Origin of the sequence: Candidatus Afararchaeum irisae (genome assembly GCA_034190545.1) — an archaeon.
In the GTDB taxonomy this organism is placed as follows: domain Archaea; phylum Halobacteriota; class Halobacteria; order Halobacteriales; family Afararchaeaceae; genus Afararchaeum; species Afararchaeum irisae.
Genome location: JAXIOF010000027.1, coordinates 1 through 25,096 on the forward strand (window position 1 = coordinate 1; position 25,096 = coordinate 25,096).

The following is a 25,096-nucleotide window of genomic DNA, read 5'->3' on the forward strand; positions in this document are numbered from 1 at the left end:
TCAGGAATAGAGTTCGACGTCTACGCGACTGTGCCGCCACAGCCTCTCTTCGACGCATTCGAGCCGCGGCGTGCCGACGACGACGAGGCTGAGAGGCTCGTCGATCTTCTCTCACATCCGCGTGTCGTGGGTGTCGGAGAGACGTCTTGGATACGTTTAGTCGGACGTGAGACGCCCGCCGAGATCCTCTACGAAGCCGCGAAAGAAGAACGAAAACGCGTCACAGGACACGGAGCCGGCTGTTCCGACGAGAACTACGAGGCGTTCGCGTCGGTCATAGACGACGACCACGAGGCTATCTCGGGAGACGGACTCCTCGAACGTGTCGAGAACGGCGTCCACGCAGTCGGACGGTACGGATCTATACGTGACGACATCCGCGCCGTCGGGGACGCATACGACGAGGTCGGCTTCAGCCCCGAGATATCGCTCTCGACCGACGGGATGTGGCCTCGGGAGCTAGTCGAGGAGGGCTACATGGACGTCGTCGTGAGGAAGGCGATAGAAGAAGGGGTCGATCCCATAGACGCGGTAAGTATGGCGACCTACGTCCCAGCGCGTTACTACGGTCTCGAAGACGTCGGAAGTCTGACCCCCGGAAAGACTGCGAATATCGCGGTTCTCAACAGTCTTGAGGAGGTCGAAGTATCGACGGTTCTCTACGAGGGCGAGGTAGTCTACGACTCCGAGTCAGGGAAGGCTCCGTCCCCAGAAGACGGAGACGAAGACAGAGACGAAGACTGGGAAGGACACGACTACCCCGACCGCTTCTACGACTACATAGACGTCACGACCGACGTAGACGACCTGAGGGTCGACTCGGATGTCGCTGTCGACGGGGAGGTACGTGGAATAGAGTACTCGGGAGGTCTCCTGTCGGGAGAGACGGCTGTCGAGCCGCGCGAGGAGGACGGCGAGTTACTCTCCGATCCCGAGAACGACGTTCTCAAGATATCCCTCTTAGACAGACATCCCGACTCCGACGGCACCGGATTCACGGGGTTTGTCACGGGATTCGGGATAGAAAAGGGGGCGGTCGCGACCACACTCACGTGGGAGACGCCGGGCGTCCTCGCCGTAGGAGCCGACGACGACGAGACCGTGAGGGCGGTCGAGAGAATAAACGAGATCAACGGAGGCTGGGCAGTCGTACGTGACGGCGACGTGATCGCGGAGCTTCCGGCTAAGCTGGGAGGGGTCTGTTCTGACATGAGGGTTGAGGAGACCGCGAGACTTTACGGAGAGGTCGATGACGCGATAGAGAGCCTCGGAAGCGATGTCGACCGTCCTATGCTCGGACTCCAGACGCTCGCCTTCTTCGGGGTGCCGTCTCTCAAGATGTCTTTCTCGGGATACGCAGACGTCCTATCGCGTGAGGTCGTTGGACTCGATCTCGACGAGTAGTAGTATAATCCGAAACGTCGACTTCCTAATATGTAAGCTTAAGGGTCACGAGGGACTAACCAATCCAAGTAATGAAGCCCAAGAAGGTTCTAACGGTTGCAGTCCTCGTTCTAGGCATCTCAGTTGCCTACTACTCGATGAACGCCGCGCCTGTAACGAGCGACCAGACCTACTCGTACCACGGGGGTACAGCGTGGCACTCTAACTACACCGAGGCGAAACAGATAGCACAGGAGAAGAACAAGCCCATGCTTCTCTACTTCTGGGCTACTTGGTGTACCTACTGCGAGGACTACGACCAGAAGGTGTATACCGACGAAGATGTGAGGAACCAGCTCGAGGACTACGTCTTAGTGGGGGTCAACATGGATAGGAACGACGAGGTCACGGAACGTCTCAAACGTGAGTACGACGCCAATTACCCGCCACAGCACGTCATACTCACGCCCGACGGTGAGACTGTGACTGAAATCAACGGATACGCCAAGAAGGAGACATTCCTTAGGATACTCAAAAACGCTAAGAGGGAGGTCTAAGATAAGATGAAAGCTGGAAATATACTCATAGGACTCTCAGCCGTAGCCGGGATAGTCTCGACTCTACTGCTTCTCTACGACTACGCTAAGGAGACAGAGAGATTCACGAAGGTCGTCTCGGTGCTCATACCCGTAACTTCGTTCGGTCTCGTCTCGGCACTCGTCTACCTGACATACCAGTTCGTGACAGGCGACTATACCAACCTCTATGTCTGGGAGAACTCCGCTGACTACCTAGGTCTTTTATATAAGGTCACAGGAGTATACGCCGCGAACGAAGGTTCGATACTCCTCTGGGGAGCGATAGCCTCAGTCGTCTCAGCCTGGGCTATGGTCACGAAAGGGATTAAAGGCAAACACAACAAGCTCGTACAGTCTATATCTGTTGGGGTCGTGGCGTACTTCGCCGGAATGTTACTCACACAGAGCCCTTTCAAGTCGATATATCAGGAGTTCCCTGATGCACCCCAGGGTTTCGTACCGCCCGACGGAAGCGGTCTAAATCCTCTCCTCATAGATCCTTTCATAGCTATACATCCTCCCCTGATGTTCACATCTTACTCTCTTCTCATAGTCCCGTTCGGAATAGGAACGGCACATTTCATCTCAAAGGTGCGCGGTGACGGCGGCATATTCGACGACTGGATAGGGAGTGTCATGAGATGGCTGCGAGTATCGTGGCTCTTTCTCACAGTCGCAATAACTCTCGGCGGTATCTGGTCGTACCGCGTCCTCGGATGGGGTGGATTCTGGGCATGGGATCCCGTCGAGACCGCGATACTCGTGCCATGGCTCTTCCTCACGGCGACGATACACTCGGTGACTAACTACCGTGGAAACAGGGAGTACAGCATACTCGCTCCTGCGTCGATATCTGTAGTATTCGCTCTCACGGTCTATACGACGACAGTCGTCAGAAGCGGTGTCTTCAGGAGTGTCCACTCGTTCGCGACGGGTGGTATTGGTATGTCGGTTCTGATACTCATGGGAGCCACGACTCTACTTGGCTTCGTGCTTCCTACGGGTTACTGGTTCCTCAAGAAGGACGAGTCGGACTCAGACGAGACTCCGGATGAGTGGATTACACGGTCGAACATCATCCATCTCGGCGTCCTCCTATTCGGACTCCTGACTTTCGTCTCGTTCTGGGGGCTCTCGTTCCCGGTTCTGAGAGACATGGCGACGGGAATCGAGGTCAGCGTCGACAGTAAGTACTACAACCTCTGGAGCTACCCACTCATCGTAATAACGGTTCTGTTAGCGGGATTCTACATGGACTACGATGTCGAGGGCAAGAAGAAGAGCCTGATGGGGCTCGGACTCTTCTCAACTGCGACGGTAGTTGCGGCGTTGATTTCACCTTCGAGTCAGTGGCACCTAGCCGAGACGACCGTCAACGACCAGATAGTCTACCGGAGTATAGGAAACGTCAGCGTCCTCTCTGCTGTTCCTCCCGCAGTCTATCTCTCGTTCTCAGTTGTAAAACGTCTCTTGAGTAGAATCTCGACTTCGGCGGGACGTAACCGTAAGCTCAAGGAGACGGGTATTACGGTGATACACGTCGGAGTCGCAGTCCTCTTTGTCTCGGTGTCATTCACATACCTCTTCACAGTACAGTCGTCGGTGATAGTCGACGGAGTAAACAACATTGACGACGCCGAGATGTACAATGTCCCCGACTCTGACTACTCAATAAACGTCCTCGGATACGAGGAGACACGGACGCCGTCGGTCGAGGAGTCGGTGACCTCCCCGAGTGAGGTTCCGAGCCTCAGATCGAATGTCACTACGGTGGGCGGCACTATCACGGAAGTTAGAGAGACAGGCAACCTCTCGATGGGGCGTCTCGGTGACACCAATGTCTGGGTCGCGATGAGGTCGCAGGGAGTCATACAGAAAGGCGACAACGCCGTAGCCCGGGGTAGAATTCTGAGAAACATACTGCCTCAAGTCGAGGCGGTCGTATTCACGAGTGCCGACAGCTATGGAACTATGGCGAATCCTCCTGAGGGTGTCGCAGAGCCGCGCGTGAGATCGAACGTCCTCAACATAGAGGTCTATGAAAACGGCAAATACGTCGCAGCCGGAGAAGTGAGTCAGAGTACATTCACGCGGACGAGGATGACCACTAACAATGTCCTGATAGACCGCGGTCTCATGAAGGACATATACGTCATAGGATCGATAGACAGCGGAACTGCCTCGATTACTATAAAGACTATCCCCCTGACGAACCAGGTCTGGTTCGGCGTGGGTCTCCTCGTCTTAGGGATGTCGCTCGTTCTAGTCTTTGATCCGAGACACGGCTTGATTCCGGCGTTTAGAAGGAGGAAAGACAAGACCCCGAGCGGGGACAAGAAGGCACGTGCTACCGACGACTGACAGCTACAACTGGACTAGACTGATGGAATAGAGTCGAATCGGGCTTTTCCTCACTCTTCTACTCTTCTAAGACGTAGCCGAAGGTCATCAAGCCCGCTAGGAAGACTATTCCGTCGTAGACGAGAAGGGTTCTTAGCCATCCGGCGTAGCTTCCACCTTCTGTGACTACCCTTGTGAGCTCTATTCCCGACAGGAGTACGGGTATCATCAGAGGTATCAGAAGTATCGGAAGAACCGTCTCACTCAGGTTCGACTTCGAGCTGAGTATCGACATCAGGACACCTACCGACGAGAAGCCGAGAGACGCGACGACTACGACCCCGATGACGAGAGGTGACTCGGCGATCCCTATGGGGTAGTCGAGGAATATAGTCACGAGTACGAGCGAGAGGCTTCCGACTACTGTCACGAAGAGCGATGTACTCAGAACCTTACCGACGTAGATTGCCGATCTGTCTACGGGGACGAGCATTAGACCCTCTATCGCCGAGTCGGACTCCTCGACTGACGCCGAGCGCGTCATTCCGACGGTTCCCGAGAAGACGAATGCGATCCAGAGCGCGCCTCTTCCGACGCCCCCGAGGTTCTCGAAACGTCTCACGAAGGCGAAAGAGAAGACGACGACTATCAGCGACGCGAAGACGACAGACGAGTTTATCGTACTCTTAGTTCGTGACTCCAAGAGAACGTCCTTGCGTGCTACCTCGTAGACAACCCCCAAGAACTCTCTCGCGGTCACTCCAGACCCCCCTTCTGTATTCCGACTGACGAATGGTAGATCGACTCGAGTTCGTCTAAGCTGTCAAACTCCGACCTGTCGACGTCACGTTTCACCCTGCCCTGATCGAGGAAGACGAGCCTGTCACAGTGGTTGTAGCCCTCCTCTAAGCTGTGTGTCGTCATAACCACTGTTCTGTCGGTGAAGTCGTCGAGTATTCCCCTCAGGGTCTCCGAAGACCTCTGGTCGAGTCCGGCGTAGGGCTCGTCTAATAGGAGTATCTCGGGGTTGTGGAGAAGAGCACGCGCGAGCGAGAGTCGTTTTCTCATACCGTGGGAGAAGCCCGAGACTACGTCGCCCCCTCTCGACGACAGACCCACGTCTTTGAGCCTCCGTCGAACCTCGCTGGGGTCGACGCCGTGGAGACGTGCGTGGAGACGCAGGTTCTCGCGCGCCGTGAATCCGTCGTAGAGCATCGAGTCGTGGGATACGACTCCGAGCCTGCTACGTATTTCGGGCTTGTCACCCCTGACCTCTTCGCCGTCTATGTAGACGCTCCCGTCTGTCGGCACTGAGAGCGTAGCTACCATACGTAGAAGGCTCGTCTTTCCCGCACCGTTGGGACCGAAGAGACCCACCGACTCCCCCTCGTCTATCCCGAGATCGACCTTATGGACAGCCTCGAACCTCCCGTACCTCTTCGTCACCCTGTCGATCTCTATCAGAGACATCTATGTAGTGTTACTTCCGGCGATCCACACATAAGTGTGTCTCTGTCGTCTGTCGGATAGTATAAGTGTTTAAGACGCGTAGAGCCTCCGATGGCTGTCTCGACTACTCTTCCGGGTATCACTGCGGCGTTCGTCGCGGGTCTACTCACGGTTCTGACACCATGCTGTATACCGATGATACCCCCGCTCCTCTCGGGAAGCGTGGGACACCGTCTCCGTCCCGTCTTCATAGTCTCAGGGAGCGTGATCACTTTCACGGCACTCGGCGTAGCGAGCGGAACTCTCGGCTCTCTGAGTCCCGAGGCTCTACGTCTCCCGTCGATGGTTCTCATAATCGCGTTCGGAGCCGTGATGGCGGACGACGACTTCTATGCGGTCTACTCGAAGTACTCGTCACGTGTCTCGTCTTCGGCGTCACGTGCGGTCGACTCTTTCGACTCCGACGAGCATCCTCTCGCGTCGGCATTCTTCCTCGGTCTCCTACTGGGAGCTATCTGGCTCCCGTGTGTCGGACCCGTCTTAGGAGCCGTACTCGCCTACGTCGGCACGACAGGCGACGTCGTAACTAGCGGATCGCTCCTCTTCGTATACGGCGTCGGCTTCTCAGTACCGCTTCTGGGGATAGCCTACGGAGGCAAGACCGGAGGCAAGGCTCTCATGGAGAAACTCGACATGGGAACGACCGAGAAGATACGTCAGGCGGCAGGCTACCTACTTATCGCTACGGGAGTCGGGATACTCTTTGAGGTCGACAGACTGGTAATGTCAGTCATGTGAGGACTCTTCGGAGTCCTTAAGTAGTTATATTAGATACGACAGTTAGGAGAATGGTATCGTCGTCATACATACTCAGCCGTCTCGTAAGACTCACGAGAGTCGTGATGTGGAGCCGGGTGGTCAAGTGGGGTGCTCTCGTCACTGGAGTAGTGTCGCTGGGCCTCGTCTTCGGCTACGCTTCGAAGACTATGTACGGCATAGAACACCAGGTAAATCTAATCGCTTACTGGCACATAGCGATGGCGTGGACAGCCGCAGTCGCCCTCTCAGTGACATTCGTGGGAAGCGTGCTCTACCTGCGTTACGGCGGGCGTTTCTGGAACAACCTAGCCCACTCGGCGGGGGAGATAGGCTTCATGTTCGCTACTCTGACACTTATCACGGGAAGCATCTGGGGACGTATAATCTGGAACTCGTGGTGGGAGTGGAGCGACGTACGTCTAGTGACCTTCCTGATAGTCTGGTTCATATACGCGGGATACCTCATAGTCTACTCCGCGAGCGAGAAGAGGAGGGGAGGCGACGGGAAGTACGCCGCGGTCTACGGCATAGTCGGCTTCGTGACCGTCCCGATATCGTACATATCGACTTCGCTGTGGACTCCAACATTCCACGAGAAGACTCTCGGTAACCCCGATGTGAGTGCCAACATAGACCCGACGACACTCATGGTCTCGCTCGTCGCGGTGAGTCTCCTGTATGCCTACCTCATGACGGTACGTATAGACATACATGAGCTTGAGGACAGGGTCATACTCGAAAGAGAAACGAAGAAGGTAAGATCAGACACGAGGTAGATAAAGTATGGAGCCACTTCTACTAGTCGGATACAGCCTAATCTTCATAGGCATATTCATCTACACCCTCTTCATGAGGAGACGTATAAAACGTCTGGAGCAGAGAGTCGCCGACCTACGTGACGACTCTTAGGTGTTAAGTGTTAGGTGTCAGCTGTCGGGGACTAAGCTGTACATCACGAAGAGGAATCCGACCGTCGTAATCAGGTTGTTGACTGTTAGAAGCGACTGTGTGCGTGAGAAGTCGACGAGAAAAGCACTCACAGCCGTTCCGATCGAGGCAGCCACGATGAGTACGAAGCCGACCGAGAGGTATACCATGTCAGTCCTCTGTGTCCTGATGTAAGCCCGCACTGAGACGGCTACGAGCGACATACCCGCGGCTGCGACGGTGAGGCTGAAGACAGTGTAGAGCATCTCCAGTGTCTGCATCTTTAAGCTCATATTATACGTGTCTTCTACGCAAGAAAACCCTGTCGATAGTTATAAATCTGACCTCCCGGTTATCAGATGAGATAACTCGGGGTAGCGTCACTGACGTTTGAGGTCGTCCCAGATATCGACCAGTTTCTCCTCTGCGTCGGTTATCTCGTCCATCTCTATCGTGGGTGTTCCGTTCCCCTCGAAGAGTATACGTATCTCGTTGACCTGTGTCCTGTAGACCTTAGTACGTCTTCCCTCGTCGGAGAGAACCCTGTCTTCGAGTTCGAGGAGACCTGTGTCCTGAAGCTCCTCTATCCTGCGGTAACACGTGGCTATGGGTATGTCGAGTTCGTCGCTGAGCTCCTGGGCGGACTTGGGTCTCCGCGCCGAGTCGAGAATCTCGGGGTTGTACTTGTTCCCGAGAGCCTCCAGAACCTCAGACTCAGACGAGTCCATTGGGTTTAGATACGTCCATATAGTTAAAACCGTGTTGCTATCTGTCCTCTCCGTCTCCGTAGGGATACCTCGTCGTCTCACAGCAGGTCTGACACGTCACAGCCACGCGTCCGTCGTCGACACGGACACGTGAGTTGTCGCCGTAGACGAGGAAGCTTCCGCAGCCGGGACAGACACGTCTCTTGAGTCTCCGTGGAAGCGAGACACGACATCTCATGCCTATCTCACGCGCCCTCTCAACGTACTTGTCGGCGTACTCGCTCGCCTCATCGCAGTCGGAGTGGTATATCTCGTCGGCGAGAGAGAAGAGCCGATGTATTCTTTCCTCTGCGATTTCCTCTTCCGTCTTTGTCACGTAGGAATCTAATGTCGCGGGAGTTATATCTGTAGCGGGACAGTTCGAATGTAGTATGCTCTTCGTAACCGGCAACGAGGGAAAGGCGAGAGAGGCACAGGAGATACTCGGCGATGAAGTCGAAGTCGACAGGGTAGAGTACGACTACGCCGAGATACAGTCGGACTCCCTAGAGGAGATCGCTGTGAGAGGGGTCAAGGAGTGTTATGACGAGTTCGGGGAGGAGGTCTTCGTCGACGACTCGGGTCTCTTCGTAGAAGGTCTCGGAGGCTTCCCCGGACCGTACTCGTCGTACGTCTACTCGACACTCGGGAACGACGGAGTCCTGAAGGCGGTGGAGTCAGCAGAAGACAGGTCGGCGAGTTTTAGATGTGTGGTCGCCTACACCGACGGCGACGAAGTACGTACCTTCGAGGGACGTGTCGAGGGACGTATAACTCACGAGAAACGCGGGGACGGCGGCTTCGGATTCGACCCCATATTCGAACACGACGCCAAGACATTCGCCGAGATGTCGTCCGAGGAGAAGAACGAGGTCTCCCACCGCAGGAGGGCGTTCGAGAGGCTCGCTGACTGGTACCGCCAAGCTTAAAGCCCGAGAACGGCTCTCTTGAAACATGGCTAGAATGCACACGAGGAAGAGAGGACAGAGCTCTTCCGACAAACCCGTAGTCGACGAGGCTCCTGAGTGGAGTGCTCAGGACGCCGACGCAGTCGAGGAACGCGTTGTAGAGCTCGCCGAACAGGGTCTTTCGAGCGCCGAGATAGGAGTCCGTCTCAGGGACGAGGGCGTCAAGGGCAAGCCAGTCACCGACGTCAAGCTCGTCACGGGTAAGAAGATCTCCGAGATAATGGAGGAGAACGACGCCGACCCCGAGTACCCCGAGGATCTCACCAACCTGATGGCTAAGGCTGTCGGAGTGCGTGACCAGCTCGACGGCAACCCCAACGACGCCTCGAACAAGAGGGCACTCCAGAACGTCGAGAGCAAGATACACAGGCTCATCGACTACTACCAGGGCGACAAGATCCCCGAGGACTTCAAGTACAGTCCCGAGAAGGCTCGTGAGATAGTCGGAGAAGAGTAGCTCCGGTTCTCTTCTGTTATAGGATAGCCGTGTCTCCTTCGCTTCTCCGAGAGAACGCACGTAAGGCAGCCGACCTGCTTCGGCGCGAGGAGTTCGTCGAGGTCGTCTCCCACAACGACGCCGACGGTCTCTCGACGGCGGGTATCGTCTGTGATCTACTCTCGCGCTGGGAGACGAGGTACCACTTCAGATGTGTCGACGACCCTGGTAGGGTCGGTTCCCACGTCTCAAAAGACGTCACGACTGTAGCGTGTGACCTCGGAGCGAGCTATCTCGACCGTCTCCCCCCCAACACCGTCGTGGTCGACCACCATCCCTCGGAGGGACGCGGTGGGTTCGGAGGAGTCTTAGTCACACCGAGAGACGAGGGGGACACCGACGACGAGGCGAGTTCGAGCTGTGGCGCACATATCGTTGCGAAGGTGTCGGGGTCGGGAGCTAAGACAGCCGACACGGCTCTCCTCGGTGCTATAGGCGACGACGTCTTGGACTCGGGATCGGATCTAGTCGAGGAAGTAATAGACGACGGCGTCGAGTCGGGTGTCATAGACGAGACAGTCGGAGCGCGCCTCGTTGGGGAGAGAGCCGACGTGGCACTAGCTTACTCGACAGATCCCTACACCGAGTACACGGGCGACATCGAGGCGGCACGTGGCTTCGTCGAAGAGCTGGGTCTTCCTATATCTGTCGCGGATATGGACGACGAGGAGTCACGACGTTTCTCGACTGCGGTCTTCCTCTTAGCTCTCAGAGAGGCGTCGAACCCCGAAACAGCAGCCGAGACAGTCGGAGAGAGGTACCGTCTCGTGGGTTCGACTGTCGAGGACGCCCACACCTTCGCGGCGTACGTAGAGGCGTGTGGCAAGACGGGGAACCCCGGCTTGGGTCTCTCTCTGTGTCTCGGAGACGCGACGGGTGACGTGAAGAAGGCACGTAAGCTCTACCGCTCATTCGAGTCGAGTCTCATAGATGAGGTCGAAAACGCCGATGTCGAGGAAGAAGACGGCTCGGGACTGTGCACCGTCAGAATCTCGGGCGGATTCGACACGGGATCGGTCGCCGACGTCTTCTACAGATGGATCTCCGACTCCGAAGTAGTTGTCGTCGTCAACCCCGACGGCGAGATGAGCCTTAGGTCGGGGTCGGAGGTCGACGCAGGCAGGACACTCAGAGACTGTGCGTCAAGAGTCGGCGGCGAGGGCGGAGGACATCCCGAGAGAGGAGGGAGCGTAGTGCCGAGCGAGACGAAAGATGAGTTCATAGACTGTGTAAAGGAGGCGGTAGAGTGAAATCCAAGGTCGAGTTCGAGACATACCACGACAGCCCCGAGAAGGTCGCTCTCTCGGTGTCCCCCGACAACACAGACGAGATGGAGACCGAGGTCAACGGCTCGAAGATCGTCACACGTATAGAACGCGACAGCTTAGGCTCTCTTCTCTCGACCGCCGACGACTACGTCAGAAACATTGAGGTTGCAGCGGAGATAGTCGACCGAGACGAAGACACAGACACGAGAGGTGACTGTGACGGTGACAACAGCGACATCGAAATCGACAGTGACAACGACAACGACTGAGTCTCCCGCCGGATATAATTCGAGGATTTATATGTGTGCGTCCCGAGTTTCGAGTAAAGATGTCAAGCAGACAGGTCTCTAAGTCAGGAAGGGGCAAGAAATGGTACGACGTACTTGCCTCCGAGGAGTTCGACAGGGAGAAGCTCGGCGAGACTCCCGCCGACGAGCCCGAGAAGATAATGGGACGTAAGGTCGAGACGACCAAGGGAGAGCTCACCGACGACATGTCGGAGAACAACACGAAGCTCAAGTTCCAGATAACCGACATAGGCGGAGACTCGGCTTACACGAGCTTCATAGGACACGAGCTCACGCGTGACTACGTGAGGTCGCTCGTCCGCCGCGGCTCCTCGAAGATACAGGACAACATAGTCATACGTACAGAGGACGACTACCGTGTACGTGTCCAGCCCGTTGCCTTCACTGCGATGGACGCCGACGAGTCACAGGAGAAGGCTATACGTAGCGACATGAGGGAGATAGTCGTCGAGAGCGGTGAGAACCACACCTTCGACGAGTTCATAGACGCGATGGTCACGGGACGTCTCAGTTCGGCGGTCTACAACGAGTGTAAGAAGATATATCCCCTCAGACGCGCCGAGATCATGAAGAGTAGCGTCGAAGCGACCCCCGAGGAAGTCTACGCCGAGGAAGAGCAGTCGGCTTAATATACGGGTCTTTCTCATCCCCTCAGCTTTGAATTAAACTAAACTAAATGCCTACTTCTGATGACGGGAGAGAGATAGGCGATGTGCGCCATTTCGACTTCTTCTCGCGTTTCTACGACGTCTTAGTTCCATCTGCGGACACGGATACGTTGGAGAGAGGAATCGACGAGGCAGAGAGGGGAGTCGAGAGGGTACTCGACCTCGCGGGAGGCACGGGACGTGTCGGAAGGGCTATCGTCGGCGTCGGAAGAGACGTGGTCGTCGTCGACGCTTCGAGCGGCATGGTGAGACAGTCACCAGTTCCCGGAGTCGAGGGCGACGCTTCTCTCCTACCTTTCAAAGACTGTAGCTTCGACGCAGTCGTATGTGCCGACGCACTCCACCATATCGCCGACGTCAAGGGGGTCTTCGACGAGGTCGGTAGGGTACTACGTGAGGGAGGAGTCTTCGTCGTATCGGAGTTCGATCCCACGACCCTCAGAGGCAGATTTCTGACGCGAGCCGAACATCTCGTGGGATTCGACTCGGTCTTCTACACCCCTGACGAGTTAGAGATAATGACCGAAGACGCCGGCATGTCGACGAGACGGATCGAGGACGGATTCAAGTACACCTTGTCCGGGGTTAACCAAACCGTAAGAGATATTAAGATACTCTATAACACGTCGTGCTATGCAGATAGATGAGGACACCGTCGGGGATCTTCAGGAGTTCGATCTGACTAAGTACGGCGCGAGAGTCTACTACGTCCTTCTCTCCGAGGGAATATCGACCGCCGGAAACCTGTCGAAGCTCTCTGACGTCCCCCAGTCGCGTATATATGACGTCCTGTCAACTCTCGAAAGAAAAGGTCTGATACAGGTCAAGCCTTCGAGCCCGAAGAAGTACGAGCCTCTCCCAGTGAAGACAGGTCTCGACAACCGTATACGTCAGATAGAGGCGGAGTACGAGGCGAGGATACAGGAGCTCACCGAGATGGTCGAAGAGATAGCCGACGAGTTCCCCGAGAAGGAGACACAGCCGTCGGTTTCGGGATCTGGCGTACGTATAGTCGAAGGCGAGGACGCGATAGAGGACAGGATACTTGAGATGCTCAAGTCTGCTAAGAACGAGGTCAAGCTAGCGGGCGAGAGACCCCTATTCACTCTCAACTGTAAGGGGATGCTCCAGGAAGTCCTATCCGACTCAGTCGAACTCATGGCTCTCGGAACCTTCGAGGAGGTCTGTAAGTCGGAGATAAGTGCTGTCGGGGGCAAGATACGTCATACCGACTTCTACTACCACTATCTCCTCATAATCGACGACAAGAAGATGCTCATAATCTCGTTCGACGATGACGGTCTTCCTTTCGGTCTATACACCGAAAATCCCGACCTGATACAGACCCATATACACCATTACCTCGCGCTCTGGGACGAGGCAGAGGCAGAGTCGAGCGAGTAATGTCCGATTTCGCCGTCGATGTAGACGTCTGAGCCGTCTCTCTCGACACGTCCGTCGGCGATAAGCTCGACGGCTTTTGCGAGGGCGGGACCGTCGCCCTCCCATTTCATCCATTCCTGGTGTGACTCGCAGTAGCTCTGGACTGCGTCGTCGGAGGCGTTCTCCATGAGGCTGTCGACAAGTTCCCTGTGTACCTCGAAACGTTTGGAGAGAGTGAGAAGAGGACCCTCGTCGACGTCTTGTGTCACGAAATGAACCGACGAACGCGTGTACTCCTCGCCCGAGACTACGGCGTCGTAGACGGGGTCGAATCCCGTGTAGACGCGCTCGCCGTCGTCTCTAACAGTGAGGTCGGCGGGATGGACGTTTATGATAGGGTACGACGAGACTACGGGAGACGTGAGTATACGCATGTACCCCGAGAGTAGGAGGAGGTCGGCGTCGAACTCGTCTATAATATCCGCAGTCTGACTGTCGTACTCCTCTCTTACGTCGAGGTCACGTGTGTCGGCGTCCCTCTCGGCGTAGAACTCGTCGAGGTCGTTTGTCTTTAGACGAATACCCTCGTCACGCACGAACTCGACGCCTCGAGCGTCGGGGGAGTCAGTAAAAGCGCCGACGACCTCGTACTTGTCGCCGTAGTTGGGATCGTGTCGCGCGAGATACCGGAGACCGCTCGCACCACCCGAGAAGAAGACCACGACGCGCAGACTTCTGTCTAGATCGAAGAGCGACATTAAGACCAGAAAAGACGTCCTCGTCTATATGTCTACCGTTAGTCTATCCGTGGAGACCCATGACTTCCATCTGTTCTTGGTAACGGTTACGTATGGTGACCTCGGTGACATTGGCGACCTCGGCGACCTCCCTCTGTGTCCTCTTCTCGTTACACAGGAGGGACGCGGCGTATATAGCGGCGGCGGCGAATCCGGTGGGCGACTTTCCGCTCAGGAGACCTTCCTCCGAGGTGGTGTCTATTATGTCGTTAGCCCTCGACTGGACTTCCTCCGGAAGCTCTAACTCGGAACAGAAACGCGGTACGTACTTCTTCGGGTCGACGGGCTCCATCTCCAAGCCGAGCTCCTGCGAGATATAACGGTACGTACGTCCGATCTCCTTTCTGTCCACACGTGATACCTGGGAGATCTCTTCGAGTGAACGTGGAATGCCTTCCTTTCTGCACGCCGCGTAGAGAGCGCTCGTGGCTACGCCCTCTATCGAACGTCCACGTATGAGATCCTCGTTGAGAGCACGTCTGTATATGACAGAGGCGACCTCCCTCACCGACCTCGGGACTCCGAGAGCACTCGCCATCCTGTCGACCTCTGAGAGAGCGAACTGGAGATTACGTTCGGAGGCGTCCTTCGTACGTATGCGCTCCTGCCATTTCCTCAGACGGTGCATCTGGCTTCTCTTCTCCGACGAGATAGACCTACCGTAGGCGTCCTTGTTCTTCCAGTCTATCGTCGTCGTGAGACCCTTGTCGTGCATCGTCTTCGTCGTTGGTGCTCCGACACGTGACTTCTCCTGACGTTCCTTGTGATCGAAGGCACGCCACTCGGGACCCGGATCTATCTTCTCCTCCTCGACGACGAGACCACAGTCGTTACAGACGACCTCGGCGCGTTCTGAGTTAGAGGTAAGTTCGTCGGAGCCACACTCGGGACACTGCTCCCCCTCAATCTGATCCTCCTCAGTCTCCTCGGATACTTTCTCCTGAGTCCTCTGCCTTGTTGAGTTAGCCATACAAAATCATATATACAGAATAAATTAACCTACTTAAGGCTTAGGTTATCCTCGTCTAAGAAGTACGGGACAACAGGGTTGAGAGAGGTTCCGAACTCACTTTATATACGAGGGCGTATACTGAGGCAATGGGACATATACTCGAAATCCCTCCAGGTGAGGTACGTGAGACTATGGAGGAGATGGGAGCCGACTTCACGGACGCGAAGGAAGACGAACTCTGGAGGGCGAGACACGGCGGGAGCGTCGTTGCCGCACACGAAAACGGCGTGGTAGTCTACGGCGACGTGTCTTTACTCGGCGTTCTCGAAGACGAGGGAGAGACGGGTGGTAAAGGAGTCGTGCATTTCGACGGTGCCTCTAAAGGGAACCCCGGACCCTCGTCGGCGGCATACGTGGTCTCAAGGGCGGAAGACAGCACCGTTCTTACCGAGAACGGCGAGAGGATAGGAAAGGCGACCAACAACGAAGCCGAGTACACCGCTCTCCTGATGGGTCTGAGAGAGGCGAAGAGGAGAGGCTTCGACGAAGTCGAGGCTGTCGGCGACTCACAGCTCATAGTCAAACAGGTAAGAGGTGACTGGAACTGCAACTCCGAGAACCTCAAGCCACTCTACGATGAGGTCAGGGAGTTAGCCGACTCGTTCGACTCGTTCGAGATACGCCATGTTCCGCGCGAGACGAACGAGAGGGCGGACAGGATAGCCAATGAGGTGTTCGAGACTTGACCGATGACAGCCACAGCCGCAAGGGGAAAGACAGAGACAGAGACAGAAGCGAGGGAGAGGACGAAGAAGAGACCGAACGCGATGACTGGGTCGACGAAGTAGTCCGCCTCACTAAGATGTCTCTGACGAGTACGAGCCCTGTCTACGAGGATAGGCGCGACGAACTCGCCGCCGAGAACGGCTTCGTGGCGCGTCTCAGAGACGACGGGACTCTCGTCCTCTATCCCGATGACTGGGTTGTAGACGGTGAGGTCGACGTCGAGAGAATAGAAGATACCGACAGAGCACACGAGATATCTCTGTCGGAGAAGGGAGAAAGCTGGGAGGACGTCCACTCGTACAACTCGGACGTGATCGAAGAGCTCAGCGAGATGGGGGAAGTAACCGAGACCGAAGTCTCGAACGCCGAGTACTTCGTAGAGTTTCTCGAGAACCACTACATCCTGCCGGTCGACGAAGTGTCACAGAAACACGTGCGTGAGTTCCTCGAAGACTACTACCTGAGAAACGTCTGGTCGAGTCCCGATGAGGAAGAGACCGTAAAAAAGTCGGTGAGAAAGCTACTCGAAGCCGCGGGACTCAGCCCAGACGAGACTGAAGAGTATCTCCGAGACTCAGAACCAGAAAGCTGACACCCATTCCGAGCGCGCCGCCGACTACAACGTCGCTCACGTGGTGTAGACCGAGGTAGACACGTGAGTAGGCTACGAGGGCAGCAAAGCCACATAGAGTGACTGTGAGACGACGGCTCCGGTAAGCAGAGTGGAAGACTGCGACCGGCGCGAACGCCGTCATCGCGTGCATTGATGGGAAAGACGCGTAGTCGTCGTCGTAGACACCGAATGGGACGTGGCTCTTCTCGGCGACCTCTATACCCTGTCTGACGTACGGACGGGGTGCGTGAACCGCGGTCTTGAGGCTGACCGCGATAGCACCTACGAGAGCCATGGCTACTACGAAGTAGGCTGTGTGTCTCCATCTGTCTGTAAGAGTTAACACCACAGCACCTAAGAACGACACCGTGGGATAGAACGGGAAAGAGTTGAGAAGAGTCATCAGAGAGTCGAGGTACGAGACCATGCCGACTCTTCGTCGCCGCTAAAGTAAAAGAAGTCGGTTCACTTCTTCTCGAACCTGATCTCTAAGACGCCGTTACTGTAACTCTCATCGGGATCTGCGACGTCTACACCCGACGGAAGCCCGACAGACTCCGAGTAAGAGCCGTGGACGTTCTCGGCCCGTACCTTGAGTCTCTCGCCGTCGATCTCATACTCCGTGTCTTCCCTTCCGAATCCGAGTAGCTCGGCGACGACTAAGAACTCGTCTTCGTACTCGCGGGACTCGACACGTGTACGAGGGACTTCGTACTCGTCCTCGGCGTCGGCACCAGCATCTCGTCTATTCTCGTTAGTCCGAGGTTCGGCTCCGCCGGTTATCTCACGGAAGAGATCGTTTATGTCTCTGATGTCGTCGGAGGAGTCTCTTGAGTCTGAGTTCATCTTACCTAACCTCAAGTAAGCACTTCTAATATATAACTCTTTGGCAGAACTTCTCTCGCCGGAAGATTGATTCAGTAAGAGTCCGTGTGTTCAACATGGTACGAGTTGACAAGGAACACCACCGATGCAACATATGTGGGGAGGACTTCGACAACGAGGCAGAGCTAGAGCGTCACATAGACAGACGTCACTCGAGGGAGGACGTCCACTGGTGGGTAGTCGCCGAGAACCCCGAGGATCTTCCCTTCGAGTCGAGTTAAATCTAAAGATACATCAAAGGAGACCTCCAATACCCATTAGAGGGTTCGTGGTCTAGTCGGTTATGACACCGCCCTTACAAGGCGGAGGTCCCCGGTTCGATCCCGGGCGAACCCACTGGGCGAACTTTTGTGAGCGAAGTGGTGTGGTATGTACGAGAGGTTCAGTTCTGAGTCTGTGTCTTAGAGTAAGTTGGTAGGCTACTCCGTCGCAGATCTAACCGATGTGTCGTCTCCCCCCTCGACCACGACGACGACCTTCGGCTCATCGACCTCGTCGGGACAGTCCTCGGAGACTTCGAGGGGTACTGTCTCACGGTCGGCGAAGACGTCCTCGATCTCACCCGTCTCGCGGTCGAGGAAAGCCTCTTGTCTGAGTGTGATGTTGTACCTCCTTGTCTCGCCCCCACCGAGGAGGAGGTCGAAGGGTGCGTCGTCTCTCACGGGCGCAGGTCTGTACTCCGACTCGGAGATGTAGACACAGCCCTCGACAGACGGTACTTCGGCGGTACGTGACAGAGCGAACGGATTCTCGACCGTCACTGTTCCAATTACGGCTCCGTCGGTTGGTCTGAATCCGTCAGGAACATCGACTTCGTCGTCGAAGTCGTACTCGTAGGTCGGCTGTGCCCCCGTGGCGTCGAATCCGAGGAGTGCGAAGGCGACGACTAAGACGCCGCCAATCCCCGCCGCGGCTGTACGTCGGTCGACATCGAGGTATCCTCTGCTTGAGACGTAGCCGAGGACGACGAAGAGTGCCGAGGAGCCAGCGAGGAGGACGAAGACGCCGCCGTCACCGAGGTCGAAGACTGAGAGCGTGTAGGCGACGAAGACGAGGTAGGAGCCAGCCGAGAGAGAATAGAAGACTGTGTCGAGGGTCTCGACGTCGACGTATACTCCGGCGAGGAAGAAGGCGGCGAAGCCTAAGACGAGAGCCGCGGAGGTCGTCGTCGGCGATAGGTCTTCGAGTAGCTGGAATCCGAAGTAGAAAGCCGCTGCCACACCGAGGAAGACACCGACTACGTAGAGTATCTTGACCCGGTCGATACTCGTCTCCATGTCGGAGACTCGTACTCGTTTTACTTATGTGTGGGGAATATGGAAACTAACTTAACCGCGTTCGCCGAAGTATGGACATATCACACGGATGTCAGACGAGACCGACACCGACTTACGTTTACGTAGTATAAGCGGCTCACTCAGGTACGCTTTCCGGGTGAGTGACTCTCTTCTCCTCAAGATATACGGAGTAGTCTTCGTCGGTGTCGGGGTCTTCGTCACGGTTCTCTGGCTCCTCGCGATGGTGACGTGGCTCGGACGTCTGAGCGGGATGGCTCCCGTCTCGGAGATCTGGGGGTTTCTGCCCTTCCTCGTCTTCGTCTATCTCGTCGTAATGGGCGTACTGATTCTGCCTCTCTACATCCCCATGAGAAGGTACAGAGAGACTTCGAGTTAGTCTATTCCGCGCCACGTAGTCACGAACCTCTGTACTGCGGTCAGGTTTCCGACGACTGCGAAGAGTATCAGAACCCATCTCAGTACGCCTCCGAACGCGGCGTGTGCGAGACCTCCGGCGACTATCAGAGCCATACGGTCTGCGCGTCCGAGCGCGCCGCCGTACTCCCTTCCCGCGCCGACTGCGTCTGCCTGTGTTCCCATGTACGACGTCATGAAGACGCCCGTGAGAGCTAAGAGTCCAAACATCCACTCGTCGGTGCCCGCTGAGATCCCGACCACGAAGACGGCGTCGGAGTACCTGTCTAAGACGTGGTCTAAGAAGTCGCCCTTCTTACTCTCTGACCCTGACTCGCGGGCGAGTTCGCCGTCGACAAGGTCAAGGAAGCCGTTTAGTACGACGAAGAGGGAGCCACCGACGTAGCCGTAGAAGCTACCCAGAGAGAACGAGACGCCCGAAACCACCGCCACGACGAGGGAGACGACAGAGACCTGGTTGGGCGTCATTCCGAGACCCCGGGCGGCTCTCACACCGGGTTTCACAGCCTTGTATCCGAGCGGCTTGAGGCTGTCGAGTGTCATTCTTCCTCCCGGTCTCGGCTCATGTCTGTTCGGACGTACTCTATCCAGTCGACCACGCCTGTCTTAGACTCACGTTTCTCGACCGCCTCGGCTGCTTCTTCGACTGTCTCCTCCACAGTCTTGTCTGTCGTATCTATCTCGTAGACGTTTTCGTCCCCCTGTTCCTCGACTGCCTCTGCGAGAACGACGTCGAGAGCCTCCGACTCGGAGTTCTCAGCCAGCTTGTCTCTGTCGTATCCCCTCTCCGAGAGACGTTCCTCGAGGACGTCGGGTCTGCATCTCAGAACTACTGTGTGGTCGACGTCTACGAGATGTGAGAGATGTCCTTCTACGAGTACGTCTTCCTCCGACTCGATCTCTTCGCGTACGGCTTCTACGTCGACCTCGGGGACACCGTACTCTTCGTCGTATCCCTGGGTGAATCCAGATCCCGACTCGACGAGGTCGGTGATAGCCAAGCCTTCTAATCCGAGTCTCTCGGCGAGTGGCTCACAAACCGTGGTCTTACCGGTTCCGGGTGTCCCGGTGAGGGCTACGCGCATACTGCGTTTATCTCTCTGACAGCGCGTCTTGTCTCGTCGTCGGTTCCCACCGAGACACGTATACAGCCCGGGAGTCCGAAGCTCGTTGTGTCTCTCACGATTATACCTCTCTTCTCAAGCTCCTCAGCGACCTCTGACGCCGACATACCCGACGGTTCAACGTCGACGAGGACGAAGTTGGCTTCCGACTCGAAGGTGGGAAGCTCTATCTCCGACGAGAGGTAGCCGCGTCCCCATTCGACGAGATCGACTGTATCTTCGAGATGTCCGTCGTCTTCGAGGGCACCTATAGCACCGTGTAACGAGAGTGTTCCTACGGAGAAAGGGGTCGTGACCTTTCGGTACGCCGCAGCTAGCCAGTCGGGTACTACGCCGTATCCGACACGGAGTCCCGCGAGCCCGAACGCCTTCGAGAAGGTGCGTGCGACTGCTACGTCGTCCCTCTCGACAGCCTCAGGCGCGAAAGAAGGCTGGTCGGAGAACTCACCGTAAGCCTCGTCGACGAAGACTAAGCCGTCCACCTCGTCGGCTATCTCGGTTATACCGTCCTTGGTGAGGCTGGTTCCTGTCGGGTTGTTGGGTGTCGTGAGATATATTATCTTCTCACCCGAGTAAGCATCGAGTACAGCCTCTGGAGTCATCTCGAAGCCGTCTTCCTTCGAGAGAGAGAAGCTCGACTCGTTGCCCCCGAGATACCTCGCTGACATGCCGTAGTACGAGAAGCCGGGTGACGGCGTGAGTACGGAGTCGCCGTCCTCTATGACCGCACGTCCCACGGTGTCGAAGACTCCGTCGGCACCAGCCCCTAAGACGACGTTCCCTTCGGGGACACCGATGTACTCCGCAACCTTCTGCCTTAGAGTCTCGTTGAGAGCGGTCGGGTAGATGTTGGCTCCGTCGACGTTCCGACGTATCCTCTCGACCGCGGCGTCGGGTGGACCCAGCGGATTCTCGTTCGAGGCAAGCTTAGCCATCTCATCGGGCGACAGACCGTGTTCGAAGGCGACCTCATCTATCCCTTTTCCCGGGACATACTCGTCGAAGCCTGAGAGTTCCTTCAGAAGATCGCTCATTACTCGACTGTATCCGCCTAACGTAATGAAGCTACCGCTCCCGGGTCAGCGTCGTTTCGGTAGTCCATCAAAACCGTAATTAAGCAGTAAGACGAAGTGGGAGTGATGGCAGACGGAATAGCTAATCTCAACCAAGAGCAGATTGACCGTTACTCACGTCACATAATACTCGATCAGGTGGGGGCGGAGGGACAGTCTAAGCTTCTCAGCTCTCGCGTTCTAGTTATTGGCGCGGGAGGTCTCGGATCTCCTGTTATACAGTACCTCGCCGCCGTCGGCGTCGGAACCATAGGTATAGTCGACGACGACGAGGTCGAGAGGTCGAACCTCCAGAGACAGGTCATACACGGAGACGACGACGTCGGGAGACCCAAGGTCGACTCGGCGGAGGACTTCGTCGCACGTCTCAACCCCGACGTCGAGGTCGAGAAGTACGAGACTAGGATAGACGAGAACAACATAGACAACATAATAGAGAGCTTCGACTTCGTCATAGACGCCACCGACAACTTCGCGACGCGTTACCTCGTCAACGACGCGTGTACACTCGCAGACAAGCCCTTCTCACACGGTGCTATATTCAAGTTCGAGGGTCAGGTCACCTCGTTTACCGACCCCGAGGGACCGTGTTACAGATGCATGTTCCCCGAAGCTCCTCCCCCAGGCATGATGCCCAACTGTGCCGAGGCGGGAGTCATAGGCGTTCTTCCCGGGATCATAGGCGTCGTACAGGCGACAGAGGCTGTGAAGTATCTCCTCGACATAGGTGACAGCCTCGACGGACGTATGATGTTCTACGACTCGACCGACATGTCGTTCGAAGAAGTCGAGATACACAAGGATCCCAACTGTCCCGTCTGTTCGGAGTCGCCCGAGATAACAAGCGTGAAGGACGAGGAGGTCGAGTACAGTCACGCGTGTTCGATAAACTAACTATAACCACAGGTGAAACAGATGGCTATAACTGAACCCGAAGACGGACGTTCGTACGGAATGGCAAAAGTGACCCACTGGGTCGACGAAGAAGACTTCCCGATCACCAAGGACGACTTGGAGAGCCACGCCGACGAGGATCTGATGCTGAGCTACAGAGAGTCGGTCAGATTCGGCGACGTACTCGAACGTGTCGACCAGACCGAGTTCGACGACATAGTCAGCATGTGGCAGGCACTCGGAGACGCACTCAGACAGATAGACCCCGACAGAGTCGCGTAATCCAATGGCTTCTGCTAAGGAGCACGGGAGTCTCGAAAAACGGGTGTGGGGAGTCTCGTTAGTCGTATCTGTGGTCGCTGTCACCCTAATCGCGCTGTCGTCGCGGAGTATGCTTCCCGAGCCTCTCGTCCCGCCTGCACCCGACTGGCTTCTCTCGACGATACCCCACATAAATGCCGTACTCGTTCTCACCGCACTCGTGACCGTAGTGCTCGGATACAGAGCGATCCAGGACGGACGTGTCTCCGACCACGCGAGGTACATGATGGTCACGACGGTACTCTTCTTCGTATTCCTCGCCTTCTACCTCGTGCGTCTCGCCAACCTCGGGACTACGGAGTTCGGCGGTTCGGAGTTCGTATACTCGTACGTCTACCTGCCTTTCCTCGGTATACATATGCTCCTCGCTATAATCTGTATACCTCTCGTCCTCTACGCCGCAATAATCGGAGTCTCGCTCGATGTCTCCGAGATAAGGAAGACAGCACATCCCAGAGTCGGCAGGGTAGCCACTCCACTCTGGGCGGTAAGCTTCCTCTTCGGCTTCGTCGTCTACCTCATGCTACACCACATATTCTGATCGCCGTCTCTCTGGGTTGGAAGAAGCGGTATCCTTAAGTCGGTTACAGCCCTATTTAGCTTAGAGTAATTCGAGACACGGCGTCGGATTCGTGCGAAAACAACTCAGTTGTTCAACTTAACAAAAAAGAGGGTTCTATATAGATGTCAGAGGGAGAAAAGGAAAGCTATGACGCTCAGAACATACAGGTACTTGAGGGGCTCGAAGCGGTTCGTAAACGTCCGGCGATGTACATCGGTTCGACCGACTCGAAGGGGCTACACCATCTCGTCTACGAGGTTGTCGACAACTCGATAGACGAGGCTCTCGCTGGACACTGTGACACGATCCGGGTCAGTCTCCACGACGACGGTACTGTCTCTGTCGAGGACAACGGAAGGGGGATTCCCGTCGACGAACACGACGAACACGACAAGTCGGCTGTCGAGGTCGTTATGACAGTCCTCCACGCGGGGGGTAAGTTCGACTCGAAGTCTTACCAGGTCTCGGGAGGTCTCCACGGTGTAGGAGTCAGCGTCGTCAACGCTCTGAGTGAGTGGGCGGTCGCCGAGGTCAGACGGAACGGCGAGGTCTACAGACAGGAGTACGAGAAGGGCGTGCCTGTGACCGACCTCGAAAAGACAGGGGAGACCGATGAGGAAGACACTGGCACACGTATACGTTTCAAGCCCGACACCGAGATATTTGAGACAGGCGACTTCTCGTTTTCGACACTCGAAAACCGCCTCAGAGAGCTCGCATTCCTCAACAAGGGAGTCAAGACAGTCCTCCACGATGAGGAGACAGGCGACGAGAACGAGTTCCATTACGAGGGGGGTCTGAGGGAGTTCGTCGAGTACCTCAACGAGTCGAAGGAGGAGCTTCACGACGACGTCATCTACCTCAACGAGGACGTCGACGGAGTCAAGATAGAGCTCGCAGTCCAGGCTACTGAGGAGTACTCGGGAAGCATACACTCGTTTGCTAACAACATCAACACTCGTGAGGGAGGTACACATCTCTCGGGTCTAAAGGCTTCCCTCACGCGCGTCGTCAACGACTACGCCGACGAAAACGGGATGCTGAGCGAGTTCGACGGCGAGAACCTCAAGGGCGAGGACGTACGTGAGGGACTCACCGCAGTTCTGAGCGTCAAGGTTCCCGAGCCCCAGTTCGAGGGTCAGACGAAGACGAAGCTCGGTAACTCCGAGGTCAGGGGGATAGTCGAGGGGACTGTCAATGACTTCCTCAAGACCTACTTCGAGGAGAACCCATCGACCGCAAAGGCAGTAACATCGAAGGCTGTCGAGGCGGCGAGGGCGAGGAAGGCGGCGAAGAAGGCACGTGACCTCGAACGCACTAAGGATAACTTAGTCTCTACTTCTCTCCCCGGAAAGCTCGCTGACTGTCAGAAACGTGACGGCTCTGAGCTCTTCATAGTCGAGGGAGACTCGGCGGGAGGGAGCGCGAAGCAAGCTCGAAAACGTGAGACACAGGCTGTGCTTCCGTTGAGTGGGAAGATACTCAACGTCGAGAAACACCGTCTCGACAGGATTCTGGAGAACGACGAAATACGGTCTCTCATAGAGGCTCTCGGAACCGGAATAGGCGACGAGTTCGACGTTGATGAAGCGAGGTACGACAGCGTAGTTCTGATGACCGACGCCGACGTCGACGGCGCGCACATAAGAACGCTCCTCCTGACGCTCCTCTACCGCCACATGAGACCTCTCCTCGAACGCGGACAGGTCTATGCCGCACAGCCGCCTCTCTACCGTATCAGATGCGGAAGCGAGACCTACGACGCGATGACAGAGGACGAGCGGGAGACGATAGTCGAGGAGAACTGTGGAGGTACTGCCGACCAGGTTCAGAGGTTCAAGGGTCTCGGGGAGATGACACCAGAACAGCTCTGGGAGACGACTATGAACCCCGAGAACCGTGTTCTCAAGAGGATCACTATAGAGGACGCGAGTGCCGCCGACCACATCTTCTCCGTCCTGATGGGAGACACAGTAGAGCCACGGAAGGAGTTCATAAAGAGCCACTCGAACGACGCCGACTGGGTCGATATATAGATATAGAT

General features: G+C 56.1%; 34 protein-coding genes and 1 tRNA gene. 22 read left to right on the top strand and 13 right to left on the bottom strand.

The window, feature by feature from the left end:
- The 3 genes from SV253_03590 to ccsA (SV253_03600) form a co-directional block, all read left to right on the top strand.
- Nucleotides 1-1,404: adenine deaminase C-terminal domain-containing protein (locus SV253_03590; GenBank protein ID MDY6775148.1), on the top strand; the 1,404-nt coding region annotated here is incomplete at its 5' end.
- Nucleotides 1,405-1,475: 71 nt separating this feature from the next.
- The gene (locus SV253_03595; protein ID MDY6775149.1) at nucleotides 1,476-1,940 is read left to right on the top strand and encodes a thioredoxin family protein; all 465 of its coding nucleotides are present in this window, start codon (nucleotides 1,476-1,478) and stop codon (nucleotides 1,938-1,940) included.
- A 6-nt stretch (nucleotides 1,941-1,946) separates the two neighbouring features.
- Nucleotides 1,947-4,322 (top strand): cytochrome c biogenesis protein CcsA, encoded by a 2,376-nt coding sequence (ccsA, locus tag SV253_03600; protein ID MDY6775150.1) that lies wholly within the window; start codon nucleotides 1,947-1,949, stop codon nucleotides 4,320-4,322.
- A gap of 58 nt (nucleotides 4,323-4,380) precedes the next feature.
- On the opposite strand, the gene SV253_03605 is transcribed toward ccsA (SV253_03600), so the two are convergent.
- Nucleotides 4,381-5,061 carry a heme exporter protein CcmB gene (locus SV253_03605; GenBank protein ID MDY6775151.1) on the bottom strand — a complete coding sequence of 227 codons (681 nt, stop codon included), beginning with the start codon at nucleotides 5,059-5,061 and terminating at the stop codon, nucleotides 4,381-4,383.
- Nucleotides 5,058-5,771, bottom strand: a complete 714-nt coding sequence (locus SV253_03610) for an ABC transporter ATP-binding protein (GenBank protein ID MDY6775152.1) — start codon at nucleotides 5,769-5,771, stop codon at nucleotides 5,058-5,060. The genes SV253_03605 and SV253_03610 overlap by 4 nt, the downstream gene beginning before the upstream one ends.
- Before the next feature lie 90 nt (nucleotides 5,772-5,861).
- Between SV253_03610 and SV253_03615 the strand changes: the two genes are divergently transcribed.
- The 3 genes from SV253_03615 to SV253_03625 all read left to right on the top strand — a co-directional run bounded on the left by SV253_03615 (nucleotide 5,862) and on the right by SV253_03625 (nucleotide 7,478).
- On the top strand, nucleotides 5,862-6,548 hold the full coding sequence (locus tag SV253_03615) for a cytochrome c biogenesis CcdA family protein (GenBank protein MDY6775153.1): 687 nt from the start codon (nucleotides 5,862-5,864) through the stop codon (nucleotides 6,546-6,548).
- A 104-nt stretch (nucleotides 6,549-6,652) separates the two neighbouring features.
- Nucleotides 6,653-7,345, top strand: a complete 693-nt coding sequence (gene ccsA, locus SV253_03620; GenBank protein MDY6775154.1) for a cytochrome c biogenesis protein CcsA — start codon at nucleotides 6,653-6,655, stop codon at nucleotides 7,343-7,345.
- A gap of 7 nt (nucleotides 7,346-7,352) precedes the next feature.
- Entirely contained in the window at nucleotides 7,353-7,478 is a 126-nt protein-coding gene (locus SV253_03625; GenBank protein MDY6775155.1) for a CcmD family protein, read from the top strand.
- A gap of 17 nt (nucleotides 7,479-7,495) precedes the next feature.
- Here the strand turns inward: SV253_03625 and SV253_03630 are convergent, their stop codons facing one another.
- The 3 genes from SV253_03630 to SV253_03640 all read right to left on the bottom strand — a co-directional run bounded on the left by SV253_03630 (nucleotide 7,496) and on the right by SV253_03640 (nucleotide 8,579).
- The gene (locus SV253_03630; GenBank protein MDY6775156.1) at nucleotides 7,496-7,789 is read right to left on the bottom strand and encodes a hypothetical protein; all 294 of its coding nucleotides are present in this window, start codon (nucleotides 7,787-7,789) and stop codon (nucleotides 7,496-7,498) included.
- 87 nt (nucleotides 7,790-7,876) lie between these two features.
- A complete protein-coding gene (locus tag SV253_03635; protein MDY6775157.1) occupies nucleotides 7,877-8,224 on the bottom strand; it encodes a helix-turn-helix domain-containing protein in 348 nt (115 codons plus the stop codon).
- A gap of 37 nt (nucleotides 8,225-8,261) precedes the next feature.
- Nucleotides 8,262-8,579 carry a ribonuclease P protein component 4 gene (locus tag SV253_03640; protein MDY6775158.1) on the bottom strand — a complete coding sequence of 106 codons (318 nt, stop codon included), beginning with the start codon at nucleotides 8,577-8,579 and terminating at the stop codon, nucleotides 8,262-8,264.
- A 55-nt stretch (nucleotides 8,580-8,634) separates the two neighbouring features.
- Here SV253_03640 and SV253_03645 point away from each other — a divergent pair, with 55 nt between their 5' ends.
- Genes SV253_03645 through SV253_03675 form a run of 7 tightly spaced genes read left to right on the top strand, consistent with a single transcriptional unit; the run spans nucleotide 8,635 to nucleotide 13,354 of the window.
- Nucleotides 8,635-9,171: an XTP/dITP diphosphatase gene (locus tag SV253_03645; protein ID MDY6775159.1), complete on the top strand. Its 537-nt coding sequence runs from the start codon at nucleotides 8,635-8,637 to the stop codon at nucleotides 9,169-9,171.
- 25 nt (nucleotides 9,172-9,196) lie between these two features.
- Complete coding sequence (locus SV253_03650) at nucleotides 9,197-9,667, top strand: 30S ribosomal protein S15 (protein MDY6775160.1); 471 nt, start codon at nucleotides 9,197-9,199, stop codon at nucleotides 9,665-9,667.
- Between the two features lie 29 nt (nucleotides 9,668-9,696).
- Complete coding sequence (locus SV253_03655) at nucleotides 9,697-10,956, top strand: DHHA1 domain-containing protein (GenBank protein ID MDY6775161.1); 1,260 nt, start codon at nucleotides 9,697-9,699, stop codon at nucleotides 10,954-10,956.
- Nucleotides 10,953-11,243, top strand: coding sequence for a KEOPS complex subunit Pcc1 (locus SV253_03660; GenBank protein ID MDY6775162.1), 291 nt, complete (start codon nucleotides 10,953-10,955; stop codon nucleotides 11,241-11,243). Before SV253_03655 ends, SV253_03660 begins: the two co-directional genes overlap by 4 nt.
- A gap of 59 nt (nucleotides 11,244-11,302) precedes the next feature.
- A complete protein-coding gene (locus tag SV253_03665; protein ID MDY6775163.1) occupies nucleotides 11,303-11,911 on the top strand; it encodes a 30S ribosomal protein S3ae in 609 nt (202 codons plus the stop codon).
- A 47-nt stretch (nucleotides 11,912-11,958) separates the two neighbouring features.
- A complete protein-coding gene (locus tag SV253_03670) occupies nucleotides 11,959-12,597 on the top strand; it encodes a methyltransferase domain-containing protein (GenBank protein MDY6775164.1) in 639 nt (212 codons plus the stop codon).
- Nucleotides 12,584-13,354, top strand: coding sequence for a helix-turn-helix domain-containing protein (locus SV253_03675; GenBank protein ID MDY6775165.1), 771 nt, complete (start codon nucleotides 12,584-12,586; stop codon nucleotides 13,352-13,354). Before SV253_03670 ends, SV253_03675 begins: the two co-directional genes overlap by 14 nt.
- Here SV253_03675 and SV253_03680 read toward each other — a convergent pair.
- Both SV253_03680 and SV253_03685 read right to left on the bottom strand, forming a co-directional pair.
- Nucleotides 13,309-14,091: a formyltransferase family protein gene (locus SV253_03680; protein ID MDY6775166.1), complete on the bottom strand. Its 783-nt coding sequence runs from the start codon at nucleotides 14,089-14,091 to the stop codon at nucleotides 13,309-13,311. The genes SV253_03675 and SV253_03680 overlap by 46 nt on opposite strands.
- Nucleotides 14,092-14,134: 43 nt before the next feature.
- Nucleotides 14,135-15,100 (bottom strand): transcription initiation factor IIB, encoded by a 966-nt coding sequence (locus tag SV253_03685; GenBank protein ID MDY6775167.1) that lies wholly within the window; start codon nucleotides 15,098-15,100, stop codon nucleotides 14,135-14,137.
- Nucleotides 15,101-15,228: 128 nt separating this feature from the next.
- Here SV253_03685 and SV253_03690 point away from each other — a divergent pair, with 128 nt between their 5' ends.
- Both SV253_03690 and SV253_03695 read left to right on the top strand, forming a co-directional pair.
- Nucleotides 15,229-15,828 (top strand): ribonuclease HI family protein, encoded by a 600-nt coding sequence (locus tag SV253_03690; GenBank protein ID MDY6775168.1) that lies wholly within the window; start codon nucleotides 15,229-15,231, stop codon nucleotides 15,826-15,828.
- Nucleotides 15,825-16,460 carry a rnhA operon protein gene (locus tag SV253_03695; protein ID MDY6775169.1) on the top strand — a complete coding sequence of 212 codons (636 nt, stop codon included), beginning with the start codon at nucleotides 15,825-15,827 and terminating at the stop codon, nucleotides 16,458-16,460. The genes SV253_03690 and SV253_03695 overlap by 4 nt, the downstream gene beginning before the upstream one ends.
- Here the strand turns inward: SV253_03695 and SV253_03700 are convergent.
- Nucleotides 16,408-16,908 carry a phosphatase PAP2 family protein gene (locus SV253_03700; protein MDY6775170.1) on the bottom strand — a complete coding sequence of 167 codons (501 nt, stop codon included), beginning with the start codon at nucleotides 16,906-16,908 and terminating at the stop codon, nucleotides 16,408-16,410. The two genes, SV253_03695 and SV253_03700, sit on opposite strands and share 53 nt — an antisense overlap.
- 38 nt (nucleotides 16,909-16,946) lie before the next feature.
- Nucleotides 16,947-17,327, bottom strand: coding sequence for an Hsp20/alpha crystallin family protein (locus tag SV253_03705; GenBank protein MDY6775171.1), 381 nt, complete (start codon nucleotides 17,325-17,327; stop codon nucleotides 16,947-16,949).
- A gap of 95 nt (nucleotides 17,328-17,422) precedes the next feature.
- On the opposite strand from SV253_03705, the gene SV253_03710 reads away from it, so the two are divergent.
- Nucleotides 17,423-17,587 (top strand): hypothetical protein, encoded by a 165-nt coding sequence (locus tag SV253_03710; GenBank protein MDY6775172.1) that lies wholly within the window; start codon nucleotides 17,423-17,425, stop codon nucleotides 17,585-17,587.
- 41 nt (nucleotides 17,588-17,628) lie between these two features.
- Nucleotides 17,629-17,702, top strand: a tRNA-Val gene (locus SV253_03715).
- 83 nt (nucleotides 17,703-17,785) lie between these two features.
- Here the strand turns inward: SV253_03715 and SV253_03720 are convergent.
- Entirely contained in the window at nucleotides 17,786-18,643 is an 858-nt protein-coding gene (locus SV253_03720) for a hypothetical protein (GenBank protein ID MDY6775173.1), read from the bottom strand.
- Between the two features lie 88 nt (nucleotides 18,644-18,731).
- On the opposite strand from SV253_03720, the gene SV253_03725 reads away from it, so the two are divergent.
- Nucleotides 18,732-19,040, top strand: coding sequence for a hypothetical protein (locus SV253_03725; GenBank protein MDY6775174.1), 309 nt, complete (start codon nucleotides 18,732-18,734; stop codon nucleotides 19,038-19,040).
- Here the strand turns inward: SV253_03725 and SV253_03730 are convergent.
- The 3 genes from SV253_03730 to hisC are packed head-to-tail and all read right to left on the bottom strand — an operon-like array spanning nucleotide 19,037 to nucleotide 21,236.
- Nucleotides 19,037-19,621 (bottom strand): CDP-alcohol phosphatidyltransferase family protein, encoded by a 585-nt coding sequence (locus SV253_03730; protein MDY6775175.1) that lies wholly within the window; start codon nucleotides 19,619-19,621, stop codon nucleotides 19,037-19,039. The genes SV253_03725 and SV253_03730 overlap by 4 nt on opposite strands.
- A complete protein-coding gene (locus SV253_03735; GenBank protein ID MDY6775176.1) occupies nucleotides 19,618-20,163 on the bottom strand; it encodes an AAA family ATPase in 546 nt (181 codons plus the stop codon). Before SV253_03735 ends, SV253_03730 begins: the two co-directional genes overlap by 4 nt.
- On the bottom strand, nucleotides 20,154-21,236 hold the full coding sequence (gene hisC, locus SV253_03740; GenBank protein MDY6775177.1) for a histidinol-phosphate transaminase: 1,083 nt from the start codon (nucleotides 21,234-21,236) through the stop codon (nucleotides 20,154-20,156). Before hisC ends, SV253_03735 begins: the two co-directional genes overlap by 10 nt.
- Nucleotides 21,237-21,341: 105 nt before the next feature.
- On the opposite strand from hisC, the gene moeB reads away from it, so the two are divergent.
- The 4 genes from moeB (at nucleotide 21,342) to gyrB (ending at nucleotide 25,088) form a co-directional block, all read left to right on the top strand.
- A complete protein-coding gene (gene moeB, locus SV253_03745) occupies nucleotides 21,342-22,169 on the top strand; it encodes a molybdopterin-synthase adenylyltransferase MoeB (GenBank protein ID MDY6775178.1) in 828 nt (275 codons plus the stop codon).
- Between the two features lie 21 nt (nucleotides 22,170-22,190).
- Entirely contained in the window at nucleotides 22,191-22,451 is a 261-nt protein-coding gene (locus SV253_03750; GenBank protein ID MDY6775179.1) for a DUF5785 family protein, read from the top strand.
- Nucleotides 22,452-22,455: 4 nt separating this feature from the next.
- Nucleotides 22,456-23,031, top strand: coding sequence for a DUF420 domain-containing protein (locus SV253_03755; protein ID MDY6775180.1), 576 nt, complete (start codon nucleotides 22,456-22,458; stop codon nucleotides 23,029-23,031).
- A 143-nt stretch (nucleotides 23,032-23,174) separates the two neighbouring features.
- A complete protein-coding gene (gyrB, locus tag SV253_03760) occupies nucleotides 23,175-25,088 on the top strand; it encodes a DNA topoisomerase (ATP-hydrolyzing) subunit B (GenBank protein ID MDY6775181.1) in 1,914 nt (637 codons plus the stop codon).
- The last annotated feature ends 8 nt before the right edge of the window (nucleotides 25,089-25,096 follow it).